16 protein-coding genes are annotated in these 18,000 nt (G+C 72.3%); 6 read left to right on the top strand and 10 right to left on the bottom strand.

From position 1 onward, the window contains the following. Window positions 1-53 precede the first annotated feature (53 nt). The 4 genes from VFE82_RS11065 to VFE82_RS11050 all read right to left on the bottom strand — a co-directional run bounded on the left by VFE82_RS11065 (window position 54) and on the right by VFE82_RS11050 (window position 4,148). Window positions 54-617 (bottom strand): NAD(P)-dependent oxidoreductase, encoded by a 564-nt coding sequence (locus VFE82_RS11065; protein WP_325000362.1) that lies wholly within the window; start codon window positions 615-617, stop codon window positions 54-56. 108 nt (window positions 618-725) lie between these two features. After that, window positions 726-1,736, bottom strand: a complete 1,011-nt coding sequence (gene cydB, locus VFE82_RS11060) for a cytochrome d ubiquinol oxidase subunit II (protein ID WP_325000361.1) — start codon at window positions 1,734-1,736, stop codon at window positions 726-728. Next, window positions 1,733-3,136, bottom strand: a complete 1,404-nt coding sequence (locus VFE82_RS11055; protein ID WP_325000360.1) for a cytochrome ubiquinol oxidase subunit I — start codon at window positions 3,134-3,136, stop codon at window positions 1,733-1,735. Before VFE82_RS11055 ends, cydB begins: the two co-directional genes overlap by 4 nt. Window positions 3,137-3,188: 52 nt before the next feature. Continuing rightward, on the bottom strand, window positions 3,189-4,148 hold the full coding sequence (locus VFE82_RS11050) for a polyprenyl synthetase family protein (RefSeq protein WP_325000359.1): 960 nt from the start codon (window positions 4,146-4,148) through the stop codon (window positions 3,189-3,191). Window positions 4,149-4,312: 164 nt separating this feature from the next. Here VFE82_RS11050 and VFE82_RS11045 point away from each other — a divergent pair, with 164 nt between their 5' ends. The 4 genes from VFE82_RS11045 to VFE82_RS11030 are packed head-to-tail and all read left to right on the top strand — an operon-like array spanning window position 4,313 to window position 9,292. Next, complete coding sequence (locus VFE82_RS11045; RefSeq protein ID WP_325000358.1) at window positions 4,313-5,656, top strand: glycosyltransferase; 1,344 nt, start codon at window positions 4,313-4,315, stop codon at window positions 5,654-5,656. Then, window positions 5,653-6,879 (top strand): lycopene beta-cyclase CrtY, encoded by a 1,227-nt coding sequence (gene crtY, locus VFE82_RS11040; RefSeq protein WP_325000357.1) that lies wholly within the window; start codon window positions 5,653-5,655, stop codon window positions 6,877-6,879. The genes VFE82_RS11045 and crtY overlap by 4 nt, the downstream gene beginning before the upstream one ends. After that, window positions 6,876-8,363 (top strand): phytoene desaturase, encoded by a 1,488-nt coding sequence (locus VFE82_RS11035; protein ID WP_325000356.1) that lies wholly within the window; start codon window positions 6,876-6,878, stop codon window positions 8,361-8,363. Before crtY ends, VFE82_RS11035 begins: the two co-directional genes overlap by 4 nt. Beyond that, window positions 8,360-9,292, top strand: a complete 933-nt coding sequence (locus VFE82_RS11030; protein WP_325000355.1) for a phytoene/squalene synthase family protein — start codon at window positions 8,360-8,362, stop codon at window positions 9,290-9,292. The genes VFE82_RS11035 and VFE82_RS11030 overlap by 4 nt, the downstream gene beginning before the upstream one ends. A gap of 49 nt (window positions 9,293-9,341) precedes the next feature. Here the strand turns inward: VFE82_RS11030 and VFE82_RS11025 are convergent, their stop codons facing one another. From VFE82_RS11025 to VFE82_RS11015, 3 genes are all read right to left on the bottom strand, one after another. Further along, window positions 9,342-9,584, bottom strand: coding sequence for a hypothetical protein (locus VFE82_RS11025; RefSeq protein ID WP_325000354.1), 243 nt, complete (start codon window positions 9,582-9,584; stop codon window positions 9,342-9,344). A gap of 104 nt (window positions 9,585-9,688) precedes the next feature. Then, on the bottom strand, window positions 9,689-10,477 hold the full coding sequence (locus VFE82_RS11020) for a WecB/TagA/CpsF family glycosyltransferase (protein ID WP_325000353.1): 789 nt from the start codon (window positions 10,475-10,477) through the stop codon (window positions 9,689-9,691). A gap of 664 nt (window positions 10,478-11,141) precedes the next feature. Beyond that, window positions 11,142-11,327 carry a hypothetical protein gene (locus tag VFE82_RS11015; RefSeq protein WP_325000352.1) on the bottom strand — a complete coding sequence of 62 codons (186 nt, stop codon included), beginning with the start codon at window positions 11,325-11,327 and terminating at the stop codon, window positions 11,142-11,144. 183 nt (window positions 11,328-11,510) lie between these two features. On the opposite strand from VFE82_RS11015, the gene VFE82_RS11010 reads away from it, so the two are divergent. Then, window positions 11,511-12,293 carry an EcsC family protein gene (locus VFE82_RS11010; protein ID WP_325000351.1) on the top strand — a complete coding sequence of 261 codons (783 nt, stop codon included), beginning with the start codon at window positions 11,511-11,513 and terminating at the stop codon, window positions 12,291-12,293. Between the two features lie 7 nt (window positions 12,294-12,300). Here the strand turns inward: VFE82_RS11010 and VFE82_RS11005 are convergent, their stop codons facing one another. The 3 genes from VFE82_RS11005 to VFE82_RS10995 form a co-directional block, all read right to left on the bottom strand. Further along, window positions 12,301-13,968, bottom strand: coding sequence for a hypothetical protein (locus VFE82_RS11005; protein WP_325000350.1), 1,668 nt, complete (start codon window positions 13,966-13,968; stop codon window positions 12,301-12,303). A 400-nt stretch (window positions 13,969-14,368) separates the two neighbouring features. After that, window positions 14,369-15,757 carry a hypothetical protein gene (locus tag VFE82_RS11000; protein WP_325000349.1) on the bottom strand — a complete coding sequence of 463 codons (1,389 nt, stop codon included), beginning with the start codon at window positions 15,755-15,757 and terminating at the stop codon, window positions 14,369-14,371. Between the two features lie 144 nt (window positions 15,758-15,901). Further along, entirely contained in the window at window positions 15,902-16,906 is a 1,005-nt protein-coding gene (locus VFE82_RS10995) for a zinc-binding alcohol dehydrogenase family protein (protein WP_325000348.1), read from the bottom strand. Window positions 16,907-16,999: 93 nt separating this feature from the next. Here VFE82_RS10995 and VFE82_RS10990 point away from each other — a divergent pair, with 93 nt between their 5' ends. After that, a complete protein-coding gene (locus tag VFE82_RS10990; RefSeq protein ID WP_325000347.1) occupies window positions 17,000-17,923 on the top strand; it encodes a LysR family transcriptional regulator in 924 nt (307 codons plus the stop codon). Window positions 17,924-18,000: the final 77 nt, after the last annotated feature.

The following is an 18,000-nucleotide window of genomic DNA, read 5'->3' as shown; positions in this document are numbered from 1 at the left end:
GGACAACCGTCGCGACCGCAGCAGACGCCCGCGAAGCGCCGTTCGGCCGCCTGTCAGCGGATGCTGGCCGGTGTGCCCAAGGCCGGCTCGCCGGCCCTCATTCCCGCCCGGACCGCTGCCGCACCCGCGCCGCAGCCGCCCACGTGCTCGAGGCGCCGGCACAACTGGTCCAGCAGCGCCCGGGCGCTTTCCACGTCCCAGGCATCGCCGCCAGCCAGGCCGACCAGGCCGCCTTGCGTCGCGGCGGCGGCATCGCCCAGCGGCGCGCATTCGAGGTAGCGCCCGCCGGCCGCGGTGACCCGCTCGCCCATGCGGCGCTGGGTGGCGGCGGCGGCCGGGCTCATGTCGATGAACAGCCGCCCGCCGGGGTCGCCGGACAGCAGCCCGTCCTCGCCGAAGTACACCTCCTCCAGCGCCTGGTCGGCCAGCACCGAGATGACCAGGTCCGGGCCCGCGGCGAGCACGGCGGGCGAGCCGGCCGCGCAGGCACCGGCCTCCAGCAGCGGCTGCACGCGTGCGGCGGTGCGGTTCCAGACGGTGACATCGTGTCCCGCGGCCAGCAGGCGCCGGGCGATCGCGCTTCCCATGTTGCCGGTGCCGGCGATGCCGATGTGCATGGAGTCCGTCCAAGGTCTGGTGAGGCCCCGAGCATAGGCTCAACCGCCGCCGCCGCCGCTGCGCGGGCGCCGCGACGCGGCGGCGACCCAGGCCCCGCCTCCCGGCCGCTAGTGGTAGCCCTCGCCCGGCGCGAGCTTGCCGCGGAACAGCCAGAACACGAGCACGGTGTACGCCAGGATCATCGGCAGCAGCAGGGAAGCCCCCACCAGGTAGAACAGCTGCGAGGCCGGGTGCGAGGCCGCCTGCCAGACCGTCATGGTGGGCGGCACGAGGTACGGCACGTTCGAGGCCACCAGCCCCAGGAACGCCAGCAGGAAGATCGCCACCGCGCTCACGAAGGGCAGCACCGCGCCGCGCCGCATGCCGCGCCAGCACAGGTAGGCGAACAGCAGCGTGGCCACCGGCACCTGCGCCAGGAACAGGATGTTGGGCAGCTTGAACCAGCGCTCGGCGATGCGCGGGAACTGCAGCGGCGTCCAGATGCTGACGATGGCGATGAACGCGAGCAGTGCCGCCAGCAGCCAGGGCCCCAGCCGGCGCGCCTGCTCCTCGACCCGCCCGCTGGTCTTGAGCATCAGCCAGGTGGCCCCGAGCAGTGCATAGCCGGTGGTCACCGCCGCGCCGCACATCAGGCTGAAGGGGCTGAGCCACTCCAGCGCGCCGCCGGCGAACTGGCCGTCGCGCACCGGGATCTCCTGCAGGATGCCGCCCAGGATCAGGCCTTGCGCGAAACCCGACAGGATCGAGCCGGCCGTGAACGACAGGTCCCACCAGCGGTGGGCCGGCTTGGCCACCCAGCGGAACTCGAAGGCGACGCCACGGAAGATGAGCGCCAGCAGCAGCACCAGCACCGGGATGTACATCGCGGGCAGGATGATGGCGAAGGCCTTCGGGAAGGCCGCCCACAGCGTCACGCCGCCCAGCACCAGCCAGGTCTCGTTGCCGTCCCAGAACGGCGCGACCGAGTTCATGATCAGGTCGCGGTCATGCTCGTCGCGGTAGAACGGGAAGAGCATGCCGATGCCCAGGTCGAAGCCGTCCAGCACCACGTACAGCACGACGGCCAGGCCGAGCACCAGGGCCAGGATCACCGGCAGGACGTCGGCCATCTCGATCATGTCGGCACCGCTTCCTTGCGTTCGGGCTGCCCGCCGGCCAGTGGCCGGTTGGGCAGGGTCTCCGGGCCCGGCAGCGTCGGCTGCGGCCCCTTGCGGATCATCCGCCAGACATACCAGATGCCGATTCCGAACACCACGAAGTACACGACCACGAACAGGGCCAGCGAGAGCGCGACCTGCGCGGCCCCCACCGGCGACACGGCATCGGCGGTGCGCAGGATGCCGTAGGCGATCCAGGGCTGGCGTCCGGTCTCGGTGACCACCCAGCCGGCGATCAGCGCGACAAAGCCCAGCGGCCAGGCGTGCTGCAGCAGGCGCAGGAACCAGCGGGAGCGCTCGATCCTGCGCCGCCACAGCAGGAACACCCCGGCGAGGCCGGTCGCGATCATCACCAGCCCCAGCCCCACCATCACGCGGAAGCTGAAGAAGACCGGCAGGACCGGCGGCCGGTCCTCGCGCGGGAACTCCTTGAGGCCCTTGAAGGTGCCGTTCCACCGGTGCGTGAGGATCAGGCTGCCCAGGCGCGGGATGGCCACCTCGTAGTGGTTGCGCTCCTGCTGCATGTCGGGCCAGGCGAACAGCACCAGGGGGACTGAGTCGCCCTCGGTCTGCCAGTGCGCCTCGATGGCGGCGATCTTGGCCGGCTGGTGCTGCAGGGTGTTCAGGCCGTGCAGGTCGCCGACGAAGGCCTGCACCGGCGCCAGCACCGCGAGCATCCCCAGGCCCATCTTCAGCATCGTCATCGACTCGCTGCGGAAGCGCCCCTCGAGCAGATAGCGCGCGCCGGCCGCCGCCACCACCAGCGAGGTGGTGAGGTAGGTCGCGATCATCATGTGCGTGAAGCGGTAGGGAAAGCTGGGGTTGAAGATGATCTGCAGCCAGTCGACCGGGTAGGTGATGCCGTCCTTCATGGCGTAGCCGGCGGGCGTGTGCATCCAGCTGTTGGCCGACAGGATCCAGAAGCCCGACAGCGCGGTGCCCAGCGCCACCATCACCGAGGCGAAGGTGTGCAGCCAGGGCGGGAACCGGTTCCAGCCGAACAGCATCGCGCCCAGGAAGCTGGCCTCCAGGAAGAAGGCGGTCAGCACCTCGTAGCTGAAGAGCGGCCCGAGCGTGTTGCCGATCACCTGCGCGAAGCGGCTCCAGTTGGTGCCGATCTGGTACTCCATCACGATGCCCGAGACCACGCCCATCGCGAACGACACCGCGAACACCTTGGTCCAGAACCGCGCCAGCCGGTGGAAGTGGTCGCTGCCGGTGCGCATCCAGAGCAGCTCCAGCGTCGCGATGAAGGCCGACAGGCCGATCGAGAACGCGGGGAAGATGATGTGGAAGGCGACGGTGAAGCCGAACTGGATGCGCGACAGCAGGGTGGCGTCGAGGCCGGACAGCGCGTTCATGGAAGCTCCGCGGCGCCGACCGCGTGGGCCGGCGCCGGCAAGTGGTCGGTGGTTACAACGCCAGCCGGCCGGGCTGGGCGGCGGGGCGCAGGGCGGTCGCCTGCGCCACCGCCCAGGGCTCGGCGCGCGCACCGGCGGCCGGCGGCACGAACACCCCGCGCAGTACCGGCTCGAGAAGATTGCCCGTTCCGAGCAGCGCGCGCAACTGCTCCAGCGCGCGCTGCACGTGGTCTTGCAGCAGCTGCTCCGTGCCGCGCCGCCCCAGCAGCGCGACCATGGTGCTCTTGCCGTCGTCCTCGGCCAGGCTGGCCAGGCCCTCGCCGTCCTCGAGGTCGTCGCGCAGCTGGAACGCCTGGCCGATGTCCGCCGCGATCCGGGCCAGCGGCTCGTGCGCGTCGGGCCGGTGCGCGACCACTGCCGCCATCTGCAGCGCGGCCCGGAACAGCACGCCCGTCTTGAGTTCGTTGGCCTCGACCACGGCCTGCACGGTGCGCGTCGCCGCGCCCTCGCGCAGGTCCTTGAACTGGCCGCGCACCAGGCCGGCCGGGCCGACGCAGCGACTGAGCAGCAGCGCGAGCTGGCAACGTGCGGAGGCGTCCAGCCCGGGCGCCTGCAGGAGCACCTCGTTGGCCTGCATCAGCAGCCCGACCGCGGCCAGCATCGCGACGTCCTCGCCGAACCGCACGTGCACCGAGGGCTCCCCGCGGCGCAGGTCCGCGTCGTCCATGCAGGGCAGGTCGTCCATGACGAGCGAGGCCGCATGCACCATCTCGACCGCGCACCCGGCATCCAGCAGCGCCGGAAGGGGAGCGCCCAGGGCCTGGCCCGCCATCAACGTCAGCAGGGGCCGCAGCCGCTTGCCGGGGGCCAGCGCAGCGGCGCGCATGGCCTGCGCCACGCTGTCGGTGGCCTCGGGAGGAAGCAGCTCGCCCAGCCGCGCATCGATCTGCAGTCGCAGCACGGCGGTCGGGTGCGCCAGGGAGTCGAGCGGCTGATCACGGTCGTTCGGCATGGGGGCTCGCGCAGAAGACCCGCGGCAGGACCATCCGCACCGCCGGGCACGACGCAGGTTATCGGGAGCCGGGTGACTGAGTAGTCATGGAATGCACGAACGCGGCGCCGTCCTACGCCGACCACGCTCGAGAATTTGCTGCCTGCGCTTCGGGCAACCCATCCGTGACCCATTTCGCCGTCGTCGCGCCCCCCTTTCCCAGCCATGTCCGCGCCATCGAAGCGCTGGCCGCGCCGCTGCTGGCGCGCGGGCACCGCGTCACGTGGCTGGCGCCGGCGGACGTGCGCGCCTGGCTCGGCGATCGCCGGATCGGCTTCGTGCCGCTGGGCGCCGCGACGCATCCGCCGGGGTCGCTGGGCCGCGTGATCGCGCGGGCTGCCCGTCCCGGCGGCCCCTGGGGATTGAAGCGGGTCATCGCCGACATGGCCGCGGCGACGCGCATGTTGTGCGAGGAGCTGCCCGCGGCGCTCGAGCGCCTCGGGGCGGACGCCGTGCTGGCCGACGAGATGGAAGCGGCCGGCGCGCTGGCCGCGCAGGCGCTGGGCCTGCCCTACGTCTCGGTTGCCTGTGCCCTGCCGGTCAACCGCGAACCCGGCCTGCCGCTGCCGGTGATGCCCTGGGCGCCGGCCGCCGGCGATGCGCGGCGGCAGCGCCTGCTGGACGAGAGCGAGCGGGTGCACGACTGGCTCATGCGGCCGCTGCACGACAGGATCGAGCAGGAGGCCAGCCGCCTCGGGCTGCCCCGCCGCCGGCTGCTCGCCGACTGCCTCTCGCCGCTCGCGCAACTGAGCCAGACGCTCGACGCCTTCGACTTCCCGCGGCAGGCGGCGCCGGCTCACCTGCACCACCTGGGGCCCTGGCGACGCGCCAGCGGGGAAGAGGCGCCGCTGGCCTTCCCCGCCGACCGCCCGCGCCGACACGGCCAACCCCTGGTGTTCGCGTCGCTGGGCACGCTGCAGGGCGGGCGCCACGGCCTGTTCCGGCGCATCGCCAGGGCTTGCCGCGCGGAAGGCGTGCAGCTCGTGGTCGCCCACTGCGGTCTGCTCGACGCCGGCCAGGCCCGGTCCATCGAAGCAGCCGGCGCCGACTGGGTCACCGCCTTCGTCCCGCAGCGCGCGATGCTGCGCCAGGCCGACGTGGCGATCACGCATGCCGGCCTCAACACGGTGATGGACTGCCTGGAGAGCGGCACGCCGATGCTCGCGCTGCCAATCGCGTTCGACCAGCCGGGCGCGGCTGCCCGCATCGTGCACAGCGGCACCGGCGTGCGCCACCTGCCGGCGCTGGCCACGGTCGGTGTGCTGCGCCGCTCACTGCGCCGGCTCCTCGACGAGGACGGTTTTGCCCGGCGTGCGGCGCAACTGGGCAGTGGCATCGCCGCGGCCGGCGGTGCCGCCCGTGGTGCAGCGCTCATCGAGGCCGCGCTGGCCGGGCACGACGCCCGCCCCGGTGCGTCCGCCCCGCCGGCGGCTGCGTCGCCGCGGACCGCCGAAGGAGTCGGCGCATGACGCGGCGCGATGCCGACCTGCTGCTCGTCGGCGGCGGCCTGGCCAACGGCCTGATCGCCTGGCGCCTGCGCCAGTGCCGCCCCGAGCTGCGGGTGCTGGTGCTGGAAGCCGGCCCGGCGCTCGGAGGCAACCACACCTGGTCGTTCCACGACGGCGACCTCACGCTGGCGCAGCGGCACTGGATCGCCCCGCTGGTCGGCTGGCGCTGGCCTGGCTACGACGTCCACTTCCCGGGCCTGCACCGGCGCCTGGACGGCGGCTATGCCTCGATCGCGTCGGACCACTTCGACCGCGCGCTGCGGGACGCGCTGGGCGACACGGTGCAGCTCGGCGCGCGGGTTGCGGGCGTGGCGCCGACCGAGGTGCGGCTGGAGGACGGCCGGGTGCTGCACGCCGGCGCGGTGATCGACGGCCGCGGGGTCCCGCCACGCACCCACCTCGACCTCGGGTTCCAGAAATTCCATGGCCAGGTGCTGCGCCTGGCGCGGCCCCACGGGCTGGCGGTACCGATCCTGATGGATGCCACGGTCGACCAGCAGGACGGCTACCGGTTCGTCTACTCGCTCCCGCTCGACCCGTGCACGGTGCTGGTCGAGGAGACCTTCTATTCCGACGGCGAGCGGCTCGCACTGGACTCCCTGCGGGAGAGCGTGCGGCGGTACGCGGCGTCCAAGGGCTGGCAGGTGGTCGGGACGCTGCGCGAGGAGCACGGCGTCCTGCCGATCGCGCTGGACGGGGATCCCGAGGCGCTCTGGGCCGATGCCGGCGGTGTGCCGCGCTCGGGCCTGGCCGCCGCCCTCTTCCATCCCACCACCGGCTACTCGCTGCCCGAAGCGGTGCGGCTGGCCGACCTGGTGGCCGCCCAGGCCGACCTGTCGGTCGCCCCCCTGTTCGCGGCGATGCGCGCCCATGCGCTGCAACGCTGGCGCGACCAAACCTTCTTCCGGCTGCTGAACCGGATGCTGTTCCGCGCCGCCCGGCCGGCCGAGCGTCGCCGGGTGATGCAGCGCTTCTACGGCCTGCCCAGCGGCCTGATCGCCCGCTTCTACGCGTCGCGCAGCACGGGGCTCGACAAGGCGCGGCTGCTGGTGGGCAAGCCGCCGGTGCCGGTCGGCGCAGCCTGCCGCGTCGCCTTCCCGGCGCGCCGCGGCCCGCCTGCGGCCAGCCGCGAACTGCCGCGTGCAGCACGCGACGCCCTTCCTCGCACGGAACCCGCCGAATGACTTCTCCCGTGACCACCGCCGCCGTCATCGGCGCCGGCTTCGGCGGCCTCGCGCTCGCCATCCGCCTGCAGTCGGCCGGCGTGCAGACCACCTTGTTCGAGGCCCGGGACAAGCCGGGCGGCCGCGCCTACGTGTACGAGGACCAGGGCTTCGTGTTCGATGCCGGCCCGACCGTGATCACCGATCCGTCGGCGCTGGAGGAGCTGTTCCAGCTGTCCGGCCGGCGTCTGGCCGACTACGTGACGCTGCTGCCGGTGACGCCGTTCTACCGCCTGTGCTGGGAGGACGGCTCGACCTTCGACTATGCCAACGACCAGGCCGCGCTCGACGCGCAGATCGCCGCCCGCAACCCGCGCGACGTGCAGGGCTACCGCGACTTCCTGGCCTATTCGCGAGCGGTGTTCGAGCACGGCTACCTGCGGCTGGGCACGCAACCGTTCCTGAACTTCCGCAGCATGGTGCAGGTCGCGCCGCAGCTGGCCCGCCTGGGCGCCTGGCGCAGCGTGTACGCCACCGTGGCCCGTTTCCTGCAGGACGAGCATCTGCGGCAGGCCTTTTCGTTCCACTCGCTGCTGGTCGGCGGCAATCCGTTCGACACCTCGTCGATCTACGCGCTGATCCACGCGCTGGAGCGCGAGTGGGGCGTGTGGTTCCCCCGGGGCGGCACCGGCGCGCTGGTGCAGGGCCTGGTGCGGCTGTTCCAGGACCTGGGCGGCACCCTGCGGCTGGATGCGCCGGTGCAGCGCATCGAGGTGGAGGGTGGCCAGGCACGGGCACTGCACGTGCAAGGCGAGCGGCTCGCGTTCGACCAGGTCGCCTCCAACGCGGACGTGGTGCACACCTACGAGCGGCTCCTGGGCCACGTGCCGCGCGGCGTGGACGAGGCCAAGCGCCTGCGGTCCAAGCGCTTCTCGATGTCGCTGTTCGTCGTGCACTTCGGCCTGCGGCGTGCGCAGACGCAGCTGGCGCACCACACGGTGTGCTTCGGGCCACGCTACCGCGAGCTGATCGACGACATCTTCCACGGCGACGCACTCGCCGACGACTTCTCGCTCTACCTGCACGCGCCCTGCGTGACCGACCCCTCGCTGGCGCCGCCCGGCTGCTCCAGCCACTACGTGCTGGCGCCGGTGCCGCACCTGGGCCAGGTGGCGCTGGACTGGACCGTCGAGGGGCCGAAACTGCGCGACCGCATCCTGGCCTACCTGGAACAGCGCTACATGCCCGGGCTGCGCGACGACCTGGTCACCTGCCGCATCTTCACGCCGGCCGACTTCCGCGACGAGCTCGGCGCGCACCTGGGCTCGGCGTTCTCGCTGGAGCCGGTGCTCACCCAGAGCGCGTGGTTCCGGCCGCACAACCGCGACGATGAAATCCCCAACCTCTACATCGTCGGCGCCGGCACGCACCCCGGCGCCGGCGTGCCCGGCGTCATCGGGTCGGCCAAGGCCACCGCGCGCCTGATGCTGGAGCCCCGCCCATGACCGACCGCCAGCAGATCCTGGACCACGCGCTGCGCAGCATCCGCCATGGCTCGCACAGCTTCGCGGCCGCCGCGCGCCTGTTCGATCCGGCCACGCGCGAGAGCGCCGTGCTGCTGTACGCGTGGTGCCGCCACTGCGACGACGTGATCGACGGGCAGGCGCTCGGCCATGGCCATGTCGCCTCCCCGCGCTCCATCGACGATCGCCTGCGCGAGCTGGAGCAGCGCACCCTGGCCGCCTGCCTGGGCCGGCCGGACGAGGATCCCGTCTTCGAAGGGCTGGCCGACGTGGTGCGGCGCCACCGCATCGCGCACCGGCTGCCGATGGAGCTGCTGGCGGGCTTCGCGATGGATGCGCGCGCGACGCCCTACCGGACGGTGGCCGACACCCTGCTGTACAGCTGGCGGGTGGCCGGTGTGGTCGGGGTGATGATGGCCCGCATCATGGGTGCCCGGAACGCGCAGACGCTGGACCGCGCATGCGACCTCGGGCTGGCGTTCCAGCTGACCAACATCGCGCGCGACGTGGTGGAGGACGCCGCGCTCGGGCGGCTGTACCTGCCGGCCGACTGGCTGGCCGAGGAAGGGCTCCATGGGCTGGACGACGTGCGCGATCCGGCGCACCGCGAGGCCCTCGCGCGCGTGGCCGCGCGCCTGGTGGCGACAGCCGAGCCCTACTACCGCTCGGCACGGGCCGGCATCGGCGAACTGCCGCTGCGCTGCGCCTGGTCGATCGCCACGGCACGCGGCATCTACCGGGAGATCGGGCGGAAGGTGAGCCGCTACGGCGCCGGCGCCTGGGACCGGCGGGTGTCCACCAGCCGGACCGAGAAGCTGTGGTTCGTCGCCCGGGGCGCGGGCGTGGCGCTGGCCGTCAACGCGATGGCCCCGCAGCCGCGGCCGGCCCACCTGTTCCAGCGGCCGCTCTAGGCAGGCGCTGCGCCGGCGCCAGATGCGCCAGCGTCAGAGGCCGACGGCGTCAGAGGCCGACCGCGCCGTCGCGGTGCAGCTGGCTGGCCAGCTGCTCGGCGGCCTGCAGGGCAGCCTGGCGGCTGGCGAAGCTGCCCGGGAGCTCCTTGCGCACGGAAGGCGGCTCGTAGTCCTGCCCCATGTCGTCCAGCCGCTGGAACTGGATGCTGGCGGTCCAGGCGCCGTCGGCAGCCTGCGTCGAGAACAGGAACGCAAGGTAGGGGTCGAGTTCGACGATCGAGTCTTCCGGCATGGGCACTTCTCCTGTGCCGAGTATCGGCAGCTCATCCGTCGAACGCTTCGGTGCTTTCCCTGCCCGGCGCCTTCACCCGCAATGGAGCGAAGCCCGGCGCGCGTTCAGGTCGGCCGGCGCGTGCCCATGCCCAACCGGTCCTTCACCGCACGACCGAACAGGACGGCGGCGAACGGCAGGTCCTCGAGCACGTAGCGGCGGAACAGCCGCTTGGGCTCCTGGGCCAGGCGGTGCACCCACTCGAGCCCGAGCTTCTGCATCCAGGGCGGCGCGCGCCGCAGGTGGCCGGCGATGAAGCTCAGGCTGATGCCCACGCCCATCCAGCAGACACCCGGCAAGCGGCCGCGCAGCCGGTGGATCACGTGTTCCTGCTTGGGCGAGCCGAGCGCGACCAGCACCAGGTCGGGCCGGGCCTCGGCGAGCGTGGCCGCCACCTGCTCCACCTCGGCGTCGGTCGGCGGCGAGCTGAGCCAGGGCGAGCTCAACCCGGCCAGTTGCAACTGGGGGAACTCGGCGAGCAGCTTGTCGGCCGCGATCTTGCTGGCTTCCGGGTCGCCACCGAGCAGGTACACCCGCCAGCCGCCCTCGGCGGCGCGACGGCACAAGGGGCGCACGAGCGAGGAGCCGGCCACGCGCTCGGGCAGCGGCGTTCCCTTCAGCCGGCTGGCCCAGACCAGCGGCATGCCGTCGGCCACCCGCACGTCCGCTTCGGCGTACATGCTGCGGCAGATCGGATCCTTGACAAATCGCCGCAGGAAGTCGAGGTTCGCCGTGACGATCCACAAGCCCTTGCCACGGCCCAGATTGGCGAACATGTGGTCGAGCAATTTGTCGGCATCGACGCTGGCCAGGGCCATGCCGCACAACTCGACCTTGGGGAGGATGTGGTTCATGCCCGCATGCTCGGCGTCAGGCGCTGGTCAGGCAAGCTCGGCAGGGAAGCGATTGTGTAGCCATCCGCTCGCCCCATCCGGTGCACGGCCGCGCAGATTGGACGCACTGACAGCAGAGCTGGTTACCGCTGGAGAGCTTCGGAACGCAATGCAATCGAACCGGGCAGTGGCGCAGCCCGCCGCGAAGCCCCACGGAGCATCGCATCGAACCCGCACCGCGCCGGCCAGCCAACACGGCAACGGTCGCCAGTCGTGAGCACATGCACGCCGGCCGCCGCCAGGCGGCTGCCGCGACCAGCCTGCGTGGAAGGCATCCAGCACCAGCGGCGGAAGCAGCAGTGCCTCCACCGGCCCCAGCGTGAGGGCTGCTCGGTGTCGAAGCGCGCCGAGCGCATCGTCGGCGGCGAGCGCACGCGCGGCCGCGCCGACCGGGGAAGTCCATGGCGCGAGCCGACCCCTCGATGGCCGGAACCGCCGCAGGGCGCTGCCGTCGCTACTCGCGCCGACGGTGCGAACGGCAAAGGCCCGGAGCCGGGCGGCGCGGACAGCCAGGTCAGGTCGGTGGGGGATGCCAGCGGCAGATGCCTGGCAGTGATCGAGCCGCGAGTACCCGATCGGAGGGCGGCGCAGGCCACCCGTGTTGGTGGCTCAGTGGCTCAGTGGCTCAGTGGCTCAGTGGACGTTCCGTGTGCCGGGGAGGCAGCGGCAACGCCGGGCCTTCGCGCCGGTTCCGGGATGCGAGCGTGCGCAGCGGTGTGCGCTCGAACAGGCGGCGGCGGACGTCGGGGGTGAGATCCTCCAGGCGCCAGCAGTCCTGGAGTGGATCCTGGTGGGCAGGAGTGGCGGGCATGATCGGAAGTTTGGGCCCCGCGCGTCAAACTCAACATCGGCGGACGTGCTGACCGCGTGCAGGAGATGTCCTACAGCTGAGCTAGCTTGGTGCTCATGGCGTGGCCCCGACGCGTGCGGGAGGCGACGGCGCACCGGACCATTCCTTGGCATCCTTGCGGGACCGCAGCACGAGGAGTCGACGGTGGCAGAACTGGCGCAAGACGATCTGGAGGCATTGAAGCAGGCGAAGGTCCTGCTGGAGAACCCCGGCTTCACGGCCCGGCTGGCCGACCTGGTGGGTACGCCGCTGGAACAGGGATTCAAGGCCCTGCCCCGGGCGGCATCGGCCAGGATCGGCGAGGTGGTCTCCTCGGCCTTGAACCAGTGCCTGCGGGCGGCGCTCGCGACGATGCCTTCGCAGCCGGCCGTCCGCCACGCACCCTGGAACAAGGCGCACAAGCTGGCGACTGCCGTCACGGGCGGGGTCGGCGGCTTCTTCGGCCTGGCCGCCCTGCCCGTGGAGCTGCCCTTCACCACGACGGTGATGTTCCGCTCCGTCTGCGAGATCGCCCGCAACGAAGGCGAGGACCTGGCCAGCATCACCGGCCGCCTGCAGTGCCTGTCGGTGTTCGCCATGGGCGGGGGTCCCAAGGCACAGGGCGCCGAGACCGGCTACTTCGCCGTGCGCGCCGCGCTCGCCACCGAAATGAAGGCGGCGCTCGACACCGTCGCAAGAGGCGGGACGGCGGCCAGCGAATCGCTGCTGGTGCGCTTCATCGCCGCCGTTGCCAGCCGCTTTTCCGTGCAGGTCACCGAGCAGATGGCGGCCAAGGCGATCCCGGTGGTCGGCGCGGTGCTCGGCGCCACGATCAACGTGCTGTTCATGGACCACTTCCAGTCCATGGCGCAGGGGCATTTCACCGTGCGGCGGCTGGAGCGGGCGTACGGCGCCGACAAGGTCCGGGCCGCGTACGAGGCGCTCTAGCGGCGGTTCACGACGCGTCCCGCCCCTCGATCCGGCGGTAGATCACCCACTGCTTGGGGCCCACCGTGCCGACCGGGGCGTAGTGGGCGTGCACGTAGTCGTAGAACGGATGCAGGGCCGGCGTCATCGCCCACCAGCGGCGCCCGGGGCGCGCGTCCTTGGGGTAGAACCAGGCCGGGTTCCAGGTGTCCAGCGGCGGCACCATGTCCTCGCCTTCCTTCGCGTTCGGCGAAGCATCCACGATCACCGGCGGCGCGCTCGCGCGGACCTGCTCGATGTACTGCGCCACCAGCGCCGCGTCGGCATAGCGCGGCGTCAGCAGCGGCAGCGGGTAGACGAAGCGGCTGGCCGGCGGGCGTCCCGAGAAGAAGTGCAGGTCGGCCGCGTGGCCCCACACCAGCAGCGCGGCACCCGGCGCCGTGTTGCGGCGCACGTAGTCGGCCGTCGCGGTGATCTGGGCGCGGCGCTCGGCGTCCTTGCGGTCGGTGGTGATGTCGAACCCCGTGCCCATCATCGCGAACACGGCCGTCCCCGCGGCCAGCAGCGGCACGGTGGGGCCGCGCTCGAAGGCGGCCGGCGCCACCGCTCGCAGCTGCGCCACGAACGCGGCTGCCAGCCAGGCAAGCGGGGCGAAGGCAGTGGCGAAGTAGTGGCCGTACTGGCGCCCGGAGGTCGACGCCAGCGCCAGTTCGAGCGGCAGCCACACCACGGCGAGCAGCAGGACCGCGTCGGGCTGGCGCTCGCGCCGGCGCAGCCAGAGCTGGCGCAGGCACAGGCCCCAGGCCGCGAACGGCACGATGGCCGAGGCGTAGCGGGTCACCTGTGCCACCCCGAACTGGAACGCACCGGCCTTGGTGCGCAGCTCGGAGCCGGCGTACAGGAAGTTGTAGTGGAAAGCCTGGTCCCAGAACGCGCCCAGGGCCCCCTTGCCGGCCAGCCAGCCGAGCAGCGCGGCCGTGACGGCGCCCGCGCCCAGCACGCCGCCAGCCACGAAGCGCGCGGCGCGGCGCCAGGCGCCCTGGCGCCCCGTGGCCACGACCACCACCAGCGCCACGCAGAACGCCGCGCCCGCGAGGTTGGCGCGCAGGAAGAACGCCAGCGCTCCGAGCGCACCGATGCCCAGACCCAGGCGCCAGGGCCGATCGACGGTGCGGTCCGTCGCGAGCAGCAGCACGGCGGCCCATTGCAGCGGCAGCACGTAGCCCTCGGTCAGGTTGGCCGGCAGCATGGCCGCCACCGGAAAGGCGAAGCACACCGTGCCCAGCAGCGCTGCGCGCGCACCGAACGCACGGCGCATGGCGGCGTGCCCGAGCCAGGTGGCCGCCGCCAGCAACCCGAGGTTGACCAGCCACAGCCCCCACACCGCGCCCCCGCCGAGCGCCAGGCCGGCGGCGTTGATCAGGAAGATGAGCGGCGCCTTGTGGTCCCAGAAGGTCAGGTATGGCACGCCACCCCCACGCACCAGCTCGCCGGCATAGCCGAAGAAGGCCGAGTCCAGGGTGGAATCCGAGGTGAAGCTCGGATGCGTCCAGACCGGCCAGCGCAGCGCCAGCACGACGGCGAGCCAGGCACAGGCCGCGAGCGGCGCAGCCCAGGACGCCAGGTGCTGCAGGACGGGGCGCGCGCGGCTGGCGGAAGGCCGGTCCGTGTCCGTGGGTGCGCTGGCGGCACTCATCCGCGCACGCTCGCCACCGCGCGGGACCGCAACGCCGGCGGCGCACTCCGGCAGGGCAGCGGCGGGATCGTTGCGGAGAGTCGCACCCGGCCGCAACGGCGCACGGGCGGGGACGACAGCGGCGGTCGCGGGCGGGTCGGATGGAGGGTGGACGGCATGCGGGCACCTCTGCGGATGCCTGGCACCTTCGGGCCGGCCCTGCTCAGCCGGCGTGTCGCCGTGTAATGCACCGGGCCGGGGGCGCGGCCGTGTCCTCCCTCTGCGCGACTAACGACGCCGCCTGCCACCGCCGGCATCAATGGTTACTTCTGCATCGCCGCGCCAGCCTGCGAGGTCATGACACCTGGGGCCTCGGTTTGGCTTGCCAGGCCGTGCCATGCGCGGCGAGCACAAGCGCGGATCAGGGCACCGGCGTGTTCGGGTCAGGACTGCTGAGAAAAGGAGTGGTTGTCACGAACCCGGCGCTGGCCGGGTCCACCCGCTTGTCGTGGACCATGCTGTCGATCACCAGCGGGTCGGTCGTACCCCAGTAGTTGTGGCGCGCGTCCATGGCCGCATTCGGGAACCCACCGGGCAGCTTGACGGCCACCTTCGAGGTGGAAGCGAACGTGTTGCCGTGGATGGCTGCCGAGGCATTGACCTCGCCGCGGCTCTCGATGGCGGCGCCGGACGTCCAGTCGCTGAAGTGGTTGTTGTAGATCGACAGGTACCACAGGTTGGCCACCGTGCTGTCCAGCGAGTAGACGATGCCACCGGATCGGAGGAACACGTTGTACGCAATGGTGTTGATCCACCAGGGATCCAGGATCTCGATGGTCGAGGCCAGGTCCGTGATCCTGGAATAGTAGATCAGGAGGGCGCCGTACGTCGGGGTGGCCGTGGGAGCGAAGATGCTGCCGCCCCGGACGTCGGCGTACCAGATGCTGACATCGTGCTGCGCGGCCACGAGGCCGGCGGGCACGATGTCCACGTCGGTCAGGCGCACCATGGCGCCTGAACTGCCGATCACCCTGAGGTTGCCCTCCACCAGGATCCGTCCGCCGCTGACGGCGGCGCCGGCATCGAAGTAGGCCTCCATGCCATTGGGAATCCGCAGGGTGCCGGCGATGCAGTAGGGTCCCCCCGCGGCCGTGTACGTCGTCGAGGTCATCAGGGCGCCGGACAGCGTCGTGGCGCAGGGCGAACACGACACCGAGACGCCGGTCACGTTGGCGGTGACGTTGGAGCCGGCCTTGTTCTGGACGGTGCACCACTGGCCGGACGGCTGGGTTCCCACCGTGACGGCGTATGCGCCATGCCGGGCCACCGGTGTCGGGAAGGTGAAACTGCCGTTGGCACCCACCGTCAGTGGACCCGCGCCGTTGTTCAGGAGCGTGACCTGCTGTCCCCCGGCCAGCCCCGACACGGTGCCGCCGACGGTGTGGCTCTGGGCCGAACAGGTGACCTGGACATCGGAGACGGCGGCCCGCACGGCCGTCCCGACACCGCGGGACACCGTGCACAGCTGACCCGACGGCTGGGTGCCGACGGTGACGGCGTAGGCACCGTCGCGGGGGACCGGCGCGGGGAAGGTGAAGCTGCCGTCGGCCTGGACCGTCACCGCATCACCACCGTTGTTCAGCAGGACGAGCCGGCCGCCGGGCGCCAGGCCGGTGACGCGGCCGCCGACCGCGAAGGTGGGCGCACTGACGCTGGTGACCGCGGGCGCGATGCCGCCACTGCCGCCGCCGCAGCCGAGGACACCCAGGAGCACGGCAACGGACAGCACCGCCTTCAAACCACGCGACATCGACCCACCTCTTCGTTCAATGATGGGCGATCGTAACAAAGTGCACACGCCTGGCGCGGCCGGCGCGGGTATGCCGGGCCCGCCGACGAGGCCGCGTCCACTCACACCAGCGTTCGATGTCCGGTGTGCACGAGCGCCATCCGCTCAGAAGCCTTCCAGCACCACCTTGCCGCGCGCCCGGTGGCTCTCGAGGAAGGCATGCGCCCGGCGCAGGTTGTCCGCCGTGATGCGGCCGAAGCGCTCGCCGACCGTGGTGCGCAGCACACCCTGGTCCACCAGGGCCGCCACCCGCGCCAGCAGCGCGTGCTGGCGCACCATGTCCTCGGTGCCGTACAGCGAGCGGGTGAACATCAGCTCCCAGTGCAGCGACAGGCTCTTGGACTTCAACGGCGTGGCGTCGAGCGCCTTCGGGTCGTCGATGAGCGCCAGCCGCCCCTGCGGCCGCAGGGCCTCGACCAGCTGCGCGTAGTGGCCGTCGGTGTGCGTGAGGCTGGCGACCAAGTGCACCGGCGGCAGGCCGGCGGCGGCCAGCTCCGCGGCCAGTGGCCGGGAATGGTCCAGCACGTGGTGGGCACCCAAACCGCGGATCCAGTCGGCCGTCTCCGGTCGCGACGCGGTGCCGATCACCGTCAGCCCGGTCAGCCGCCGCGCGAGTTGCGTCAGCATCGAGCCGACGCCACCCGCGGCGCCCACGATCAGCAGGCTCTGGCCCTCGCCGCCCCCCTCGGCCACGCCCAGCCGGTCGAACAGCAGTTCCCAGGCCGTGATGGCCGTCAGCGGCAGCGCAGCGGCATCGGCGAAGTCCAGGGTGCGGGGCTTGGGCCCGACGATGCGCTCGTCCACGAGCTGGTACTCGCTGTTGCTGCCCGGGCGCTGGATCGCGCCGGCGTAGAACACCTCGTCGCCGGGGCGGAACAGGCTGACCTCGCGGCCCACCGCCTCGACGACGCCGGCCGCGTCCCACCCCAGCACGCGGGGCACCTGCGCGCTGTTCGCCCGCACCTTGGTGTCGACCGGGTTGACGGACACGGCCCGCACCTGCACCAGCAGGTCGCGCGGGCCGGGCTCGGGCCGCGGCAGGTCGATCTCCACCAGGGACTGCGGATCGCTGCTGGGCAGGCCCGCGCGGGTCATGGCGATGGCTTTCATGGGAACTCCTTCATTCGGGACGGCCATGGTGCCGGCGGACCGCTTCCGGAAAAAGCCGGAAAATCGGCAAGGACCTTCCTTCGCGCAGTGAAAATGATCCGCCTCGACGACCTGGCCCTCTTCGTCCGCTCGGCCGCCCTGGGCGGCTTCTCCGGCGCTGCGCGCGAGGCCGACCTGCTGCCGGGCCAGGTCAGCGCCGCGATCCAGCGGCTGGAGCGCCACCTCGACGTGCGGCTGTTTGCCCGCTCCACCCGCAGCCTGCGGCTGACCGCCGAGGGCGAGCGCTACCTGCCGTTCGCGCAGGAGGCCCTGCTCGCGCTGCGCGACGGCCGCGAGCGGCTGCACGGCACACCGGGCGAACTGCGCGGCACGCTGCTGGTCGCCACGCCATCGGACCTCGGCCGCAACGTGCTGCTGCCCTGGCTGGCCGAGTTCCGACGCGCCCACCCGGCCCTGCACCTTCGGGTGTCGTGCTCGGACCAGGTCGCCGACGTGTTCCGCGATCCGGTCGACGTGGCGATCCGCTACAGCCCCGGGGCCGACGCGAACTACATCGCCCTGCCGCTGGCGCCGGCCAACCGTCGGGTGCTGGTGGCGTCGCCGGCCTACCTGGACCGAGCCGGATCGCCGGCCACGCTGGATGACCTGGTGCGACACGACTGCCTGCTGTGGACGCTGGGCAACCGCGTGCACGACAAGTGGAGCTTCCACGACGGCGCGCAGCGGCGGGTGGTGCGGGTGCGCGGGCCGCTGGACAGCGACGACGGCGAGATCGCGCGCAAGCTGGCGCTGGCCGGCGAGGGCATCGCCTACAAGTCCTGGCTGGATGTCCGTGCCGACGTGCAGGCCGGTCGGCTGGTGCGCCTGCTGCCGCAGGTGCAGGGCGAAGCGGCGCCGCTGCACCTGGTGTGCCCGCACCGCAAGCAGTTCTCGCCCGCGGTGCAGGCGCTGCACGGGTGGCTGCGCGCGCGCTGCGACGCACTGGGGGAGGCGCCGCCGGCCGTGCCTGCGCCCTGAACGATCACCCGCGCCTGGCGGCCGGGCTGGCGGGCGCGCCGCCGTCTCCGAAGGCGGCCGACCCGCACGCGAGAATC

The organism is Ramlibacter sp. (genome assembly GCF_035655895.1).
Lineage (GTDB): Bacteria > Pseudomonadota > Gammaproteobacteria > Burkholderiales > Burkholderiaceae_C > Ramlibacter.
Note: the sequence above shows the minus strand (reverse complement) of the source record. Positions and strands in the feature narration are given on the sequence as shown.

What these genes read in the sequence shown, in the direction of transcription:
- VFE82_RS11065 (WP_325000362.1), bottom strand. Translation starts at nt 617, where the DNA reads ATGCACATCGGCATCGCCGGCACCGGCAACATGGGAAGCGCGATCGCC.
- cydB (WP_325000361.1), bottom strand. Translation starts at nt 1,736, where the DNA reads ATGATCGAGATGGCCGACGTCCTGCCGGTGATCCTGGCCCTGGTGCTC.
- VFE82_RS11055 (WP_325000360.1), bottom strand. Translation starts at nt 3,136, where the DNA reads ATGAACGCGCTGTCCGGCCTCGACGCCACCCTGCTGTCGCGCATCCAG.
- VFE82_RS11050 (WP_325000359.1), bottom strand. Translation starts at nt 4,148, where the DNA reads ATGCCGAACGACCGTGATCAGCCGCTCGACTCCCTGGCGCACCCGACC.
- crtY (WP_325000357.1), top strand. Translation starts at nt 5,653, where the DNA reads ATGACGCGGCGCGATGCCGACCTGCTGCTCGTCGGCGGCGGCCTGGCC.
- VFE82_RS11035 (WP_325000356.1), top strand. Translation starts at nt 6,876, where the DNA reads ATGACTTCTCCCGTGACCACCGCCGCCGTCATCGGCGCCGGCTTCGGC.
- VFE82_RS11030 (WP_325000355.1), top strand. Translation starts at nt 8,360, where the DNA reads ATGACCGACCGCCAGCAGATCCTGGACCACGCGCTGCGCAGCATCCGC.
- VFE82_RS11025 (WP_325000354.1), bottom strand. Translation starts at nt 9,584, where the DNA reads ATGCCGGAAGACTCGATCGTCGAACTCGACCCCTACCTTGCGTTCCTG.
- VFE82_RS11020 (WP_325000353.1), bottom strand. Translation starts at nt 10,477, where the DNA reads ATGAACCACATCCTCCCCAAGGTCGAGTTGTGCGGCATGGCCCTGGCC.
- VFE82_RS11015 (WP_325000352.1), bottom strand. Translation starts at nt 11,327, where the DNA reads ATGCCCGCCACTCCTGCCCACCAGGATCCACTCCAGGACTGCTGGCGC.
- VFE82_RS11005 (WP_325000350.1), bottom strand. Translation starts at nt 13,968, where the DNA reads ATGAGTGCCGCCAGCGCACCCACGGACACGGACCGGCCTTCCGCCAGC.
- VFE82_RS11000 (WP_325000349.1), bottom strand. Translation starts at nt 15,757, where the DNA reads ATGTCGCGTGGTTTGAAGGCGGTGCTGTCCGTTGCCGTGCTCCTGGGT.
- VFE82_RS10995 (WP_325000348.1), bottom strand. Translation starts at nt 16,906, where the DNA reads ATGAAAGCCATCGCCATGACCCGCGCGGGCCTGCCCAGCAGCGATCCG.
- VFE82_RS10990 (WP_325000347.1), top strand. Translation starts at nt 17,000, where the DNA reads ATGATCCGCCTCGACGACCTGGCCCTCTTCGTCCGCTCGGCCGCCCTG.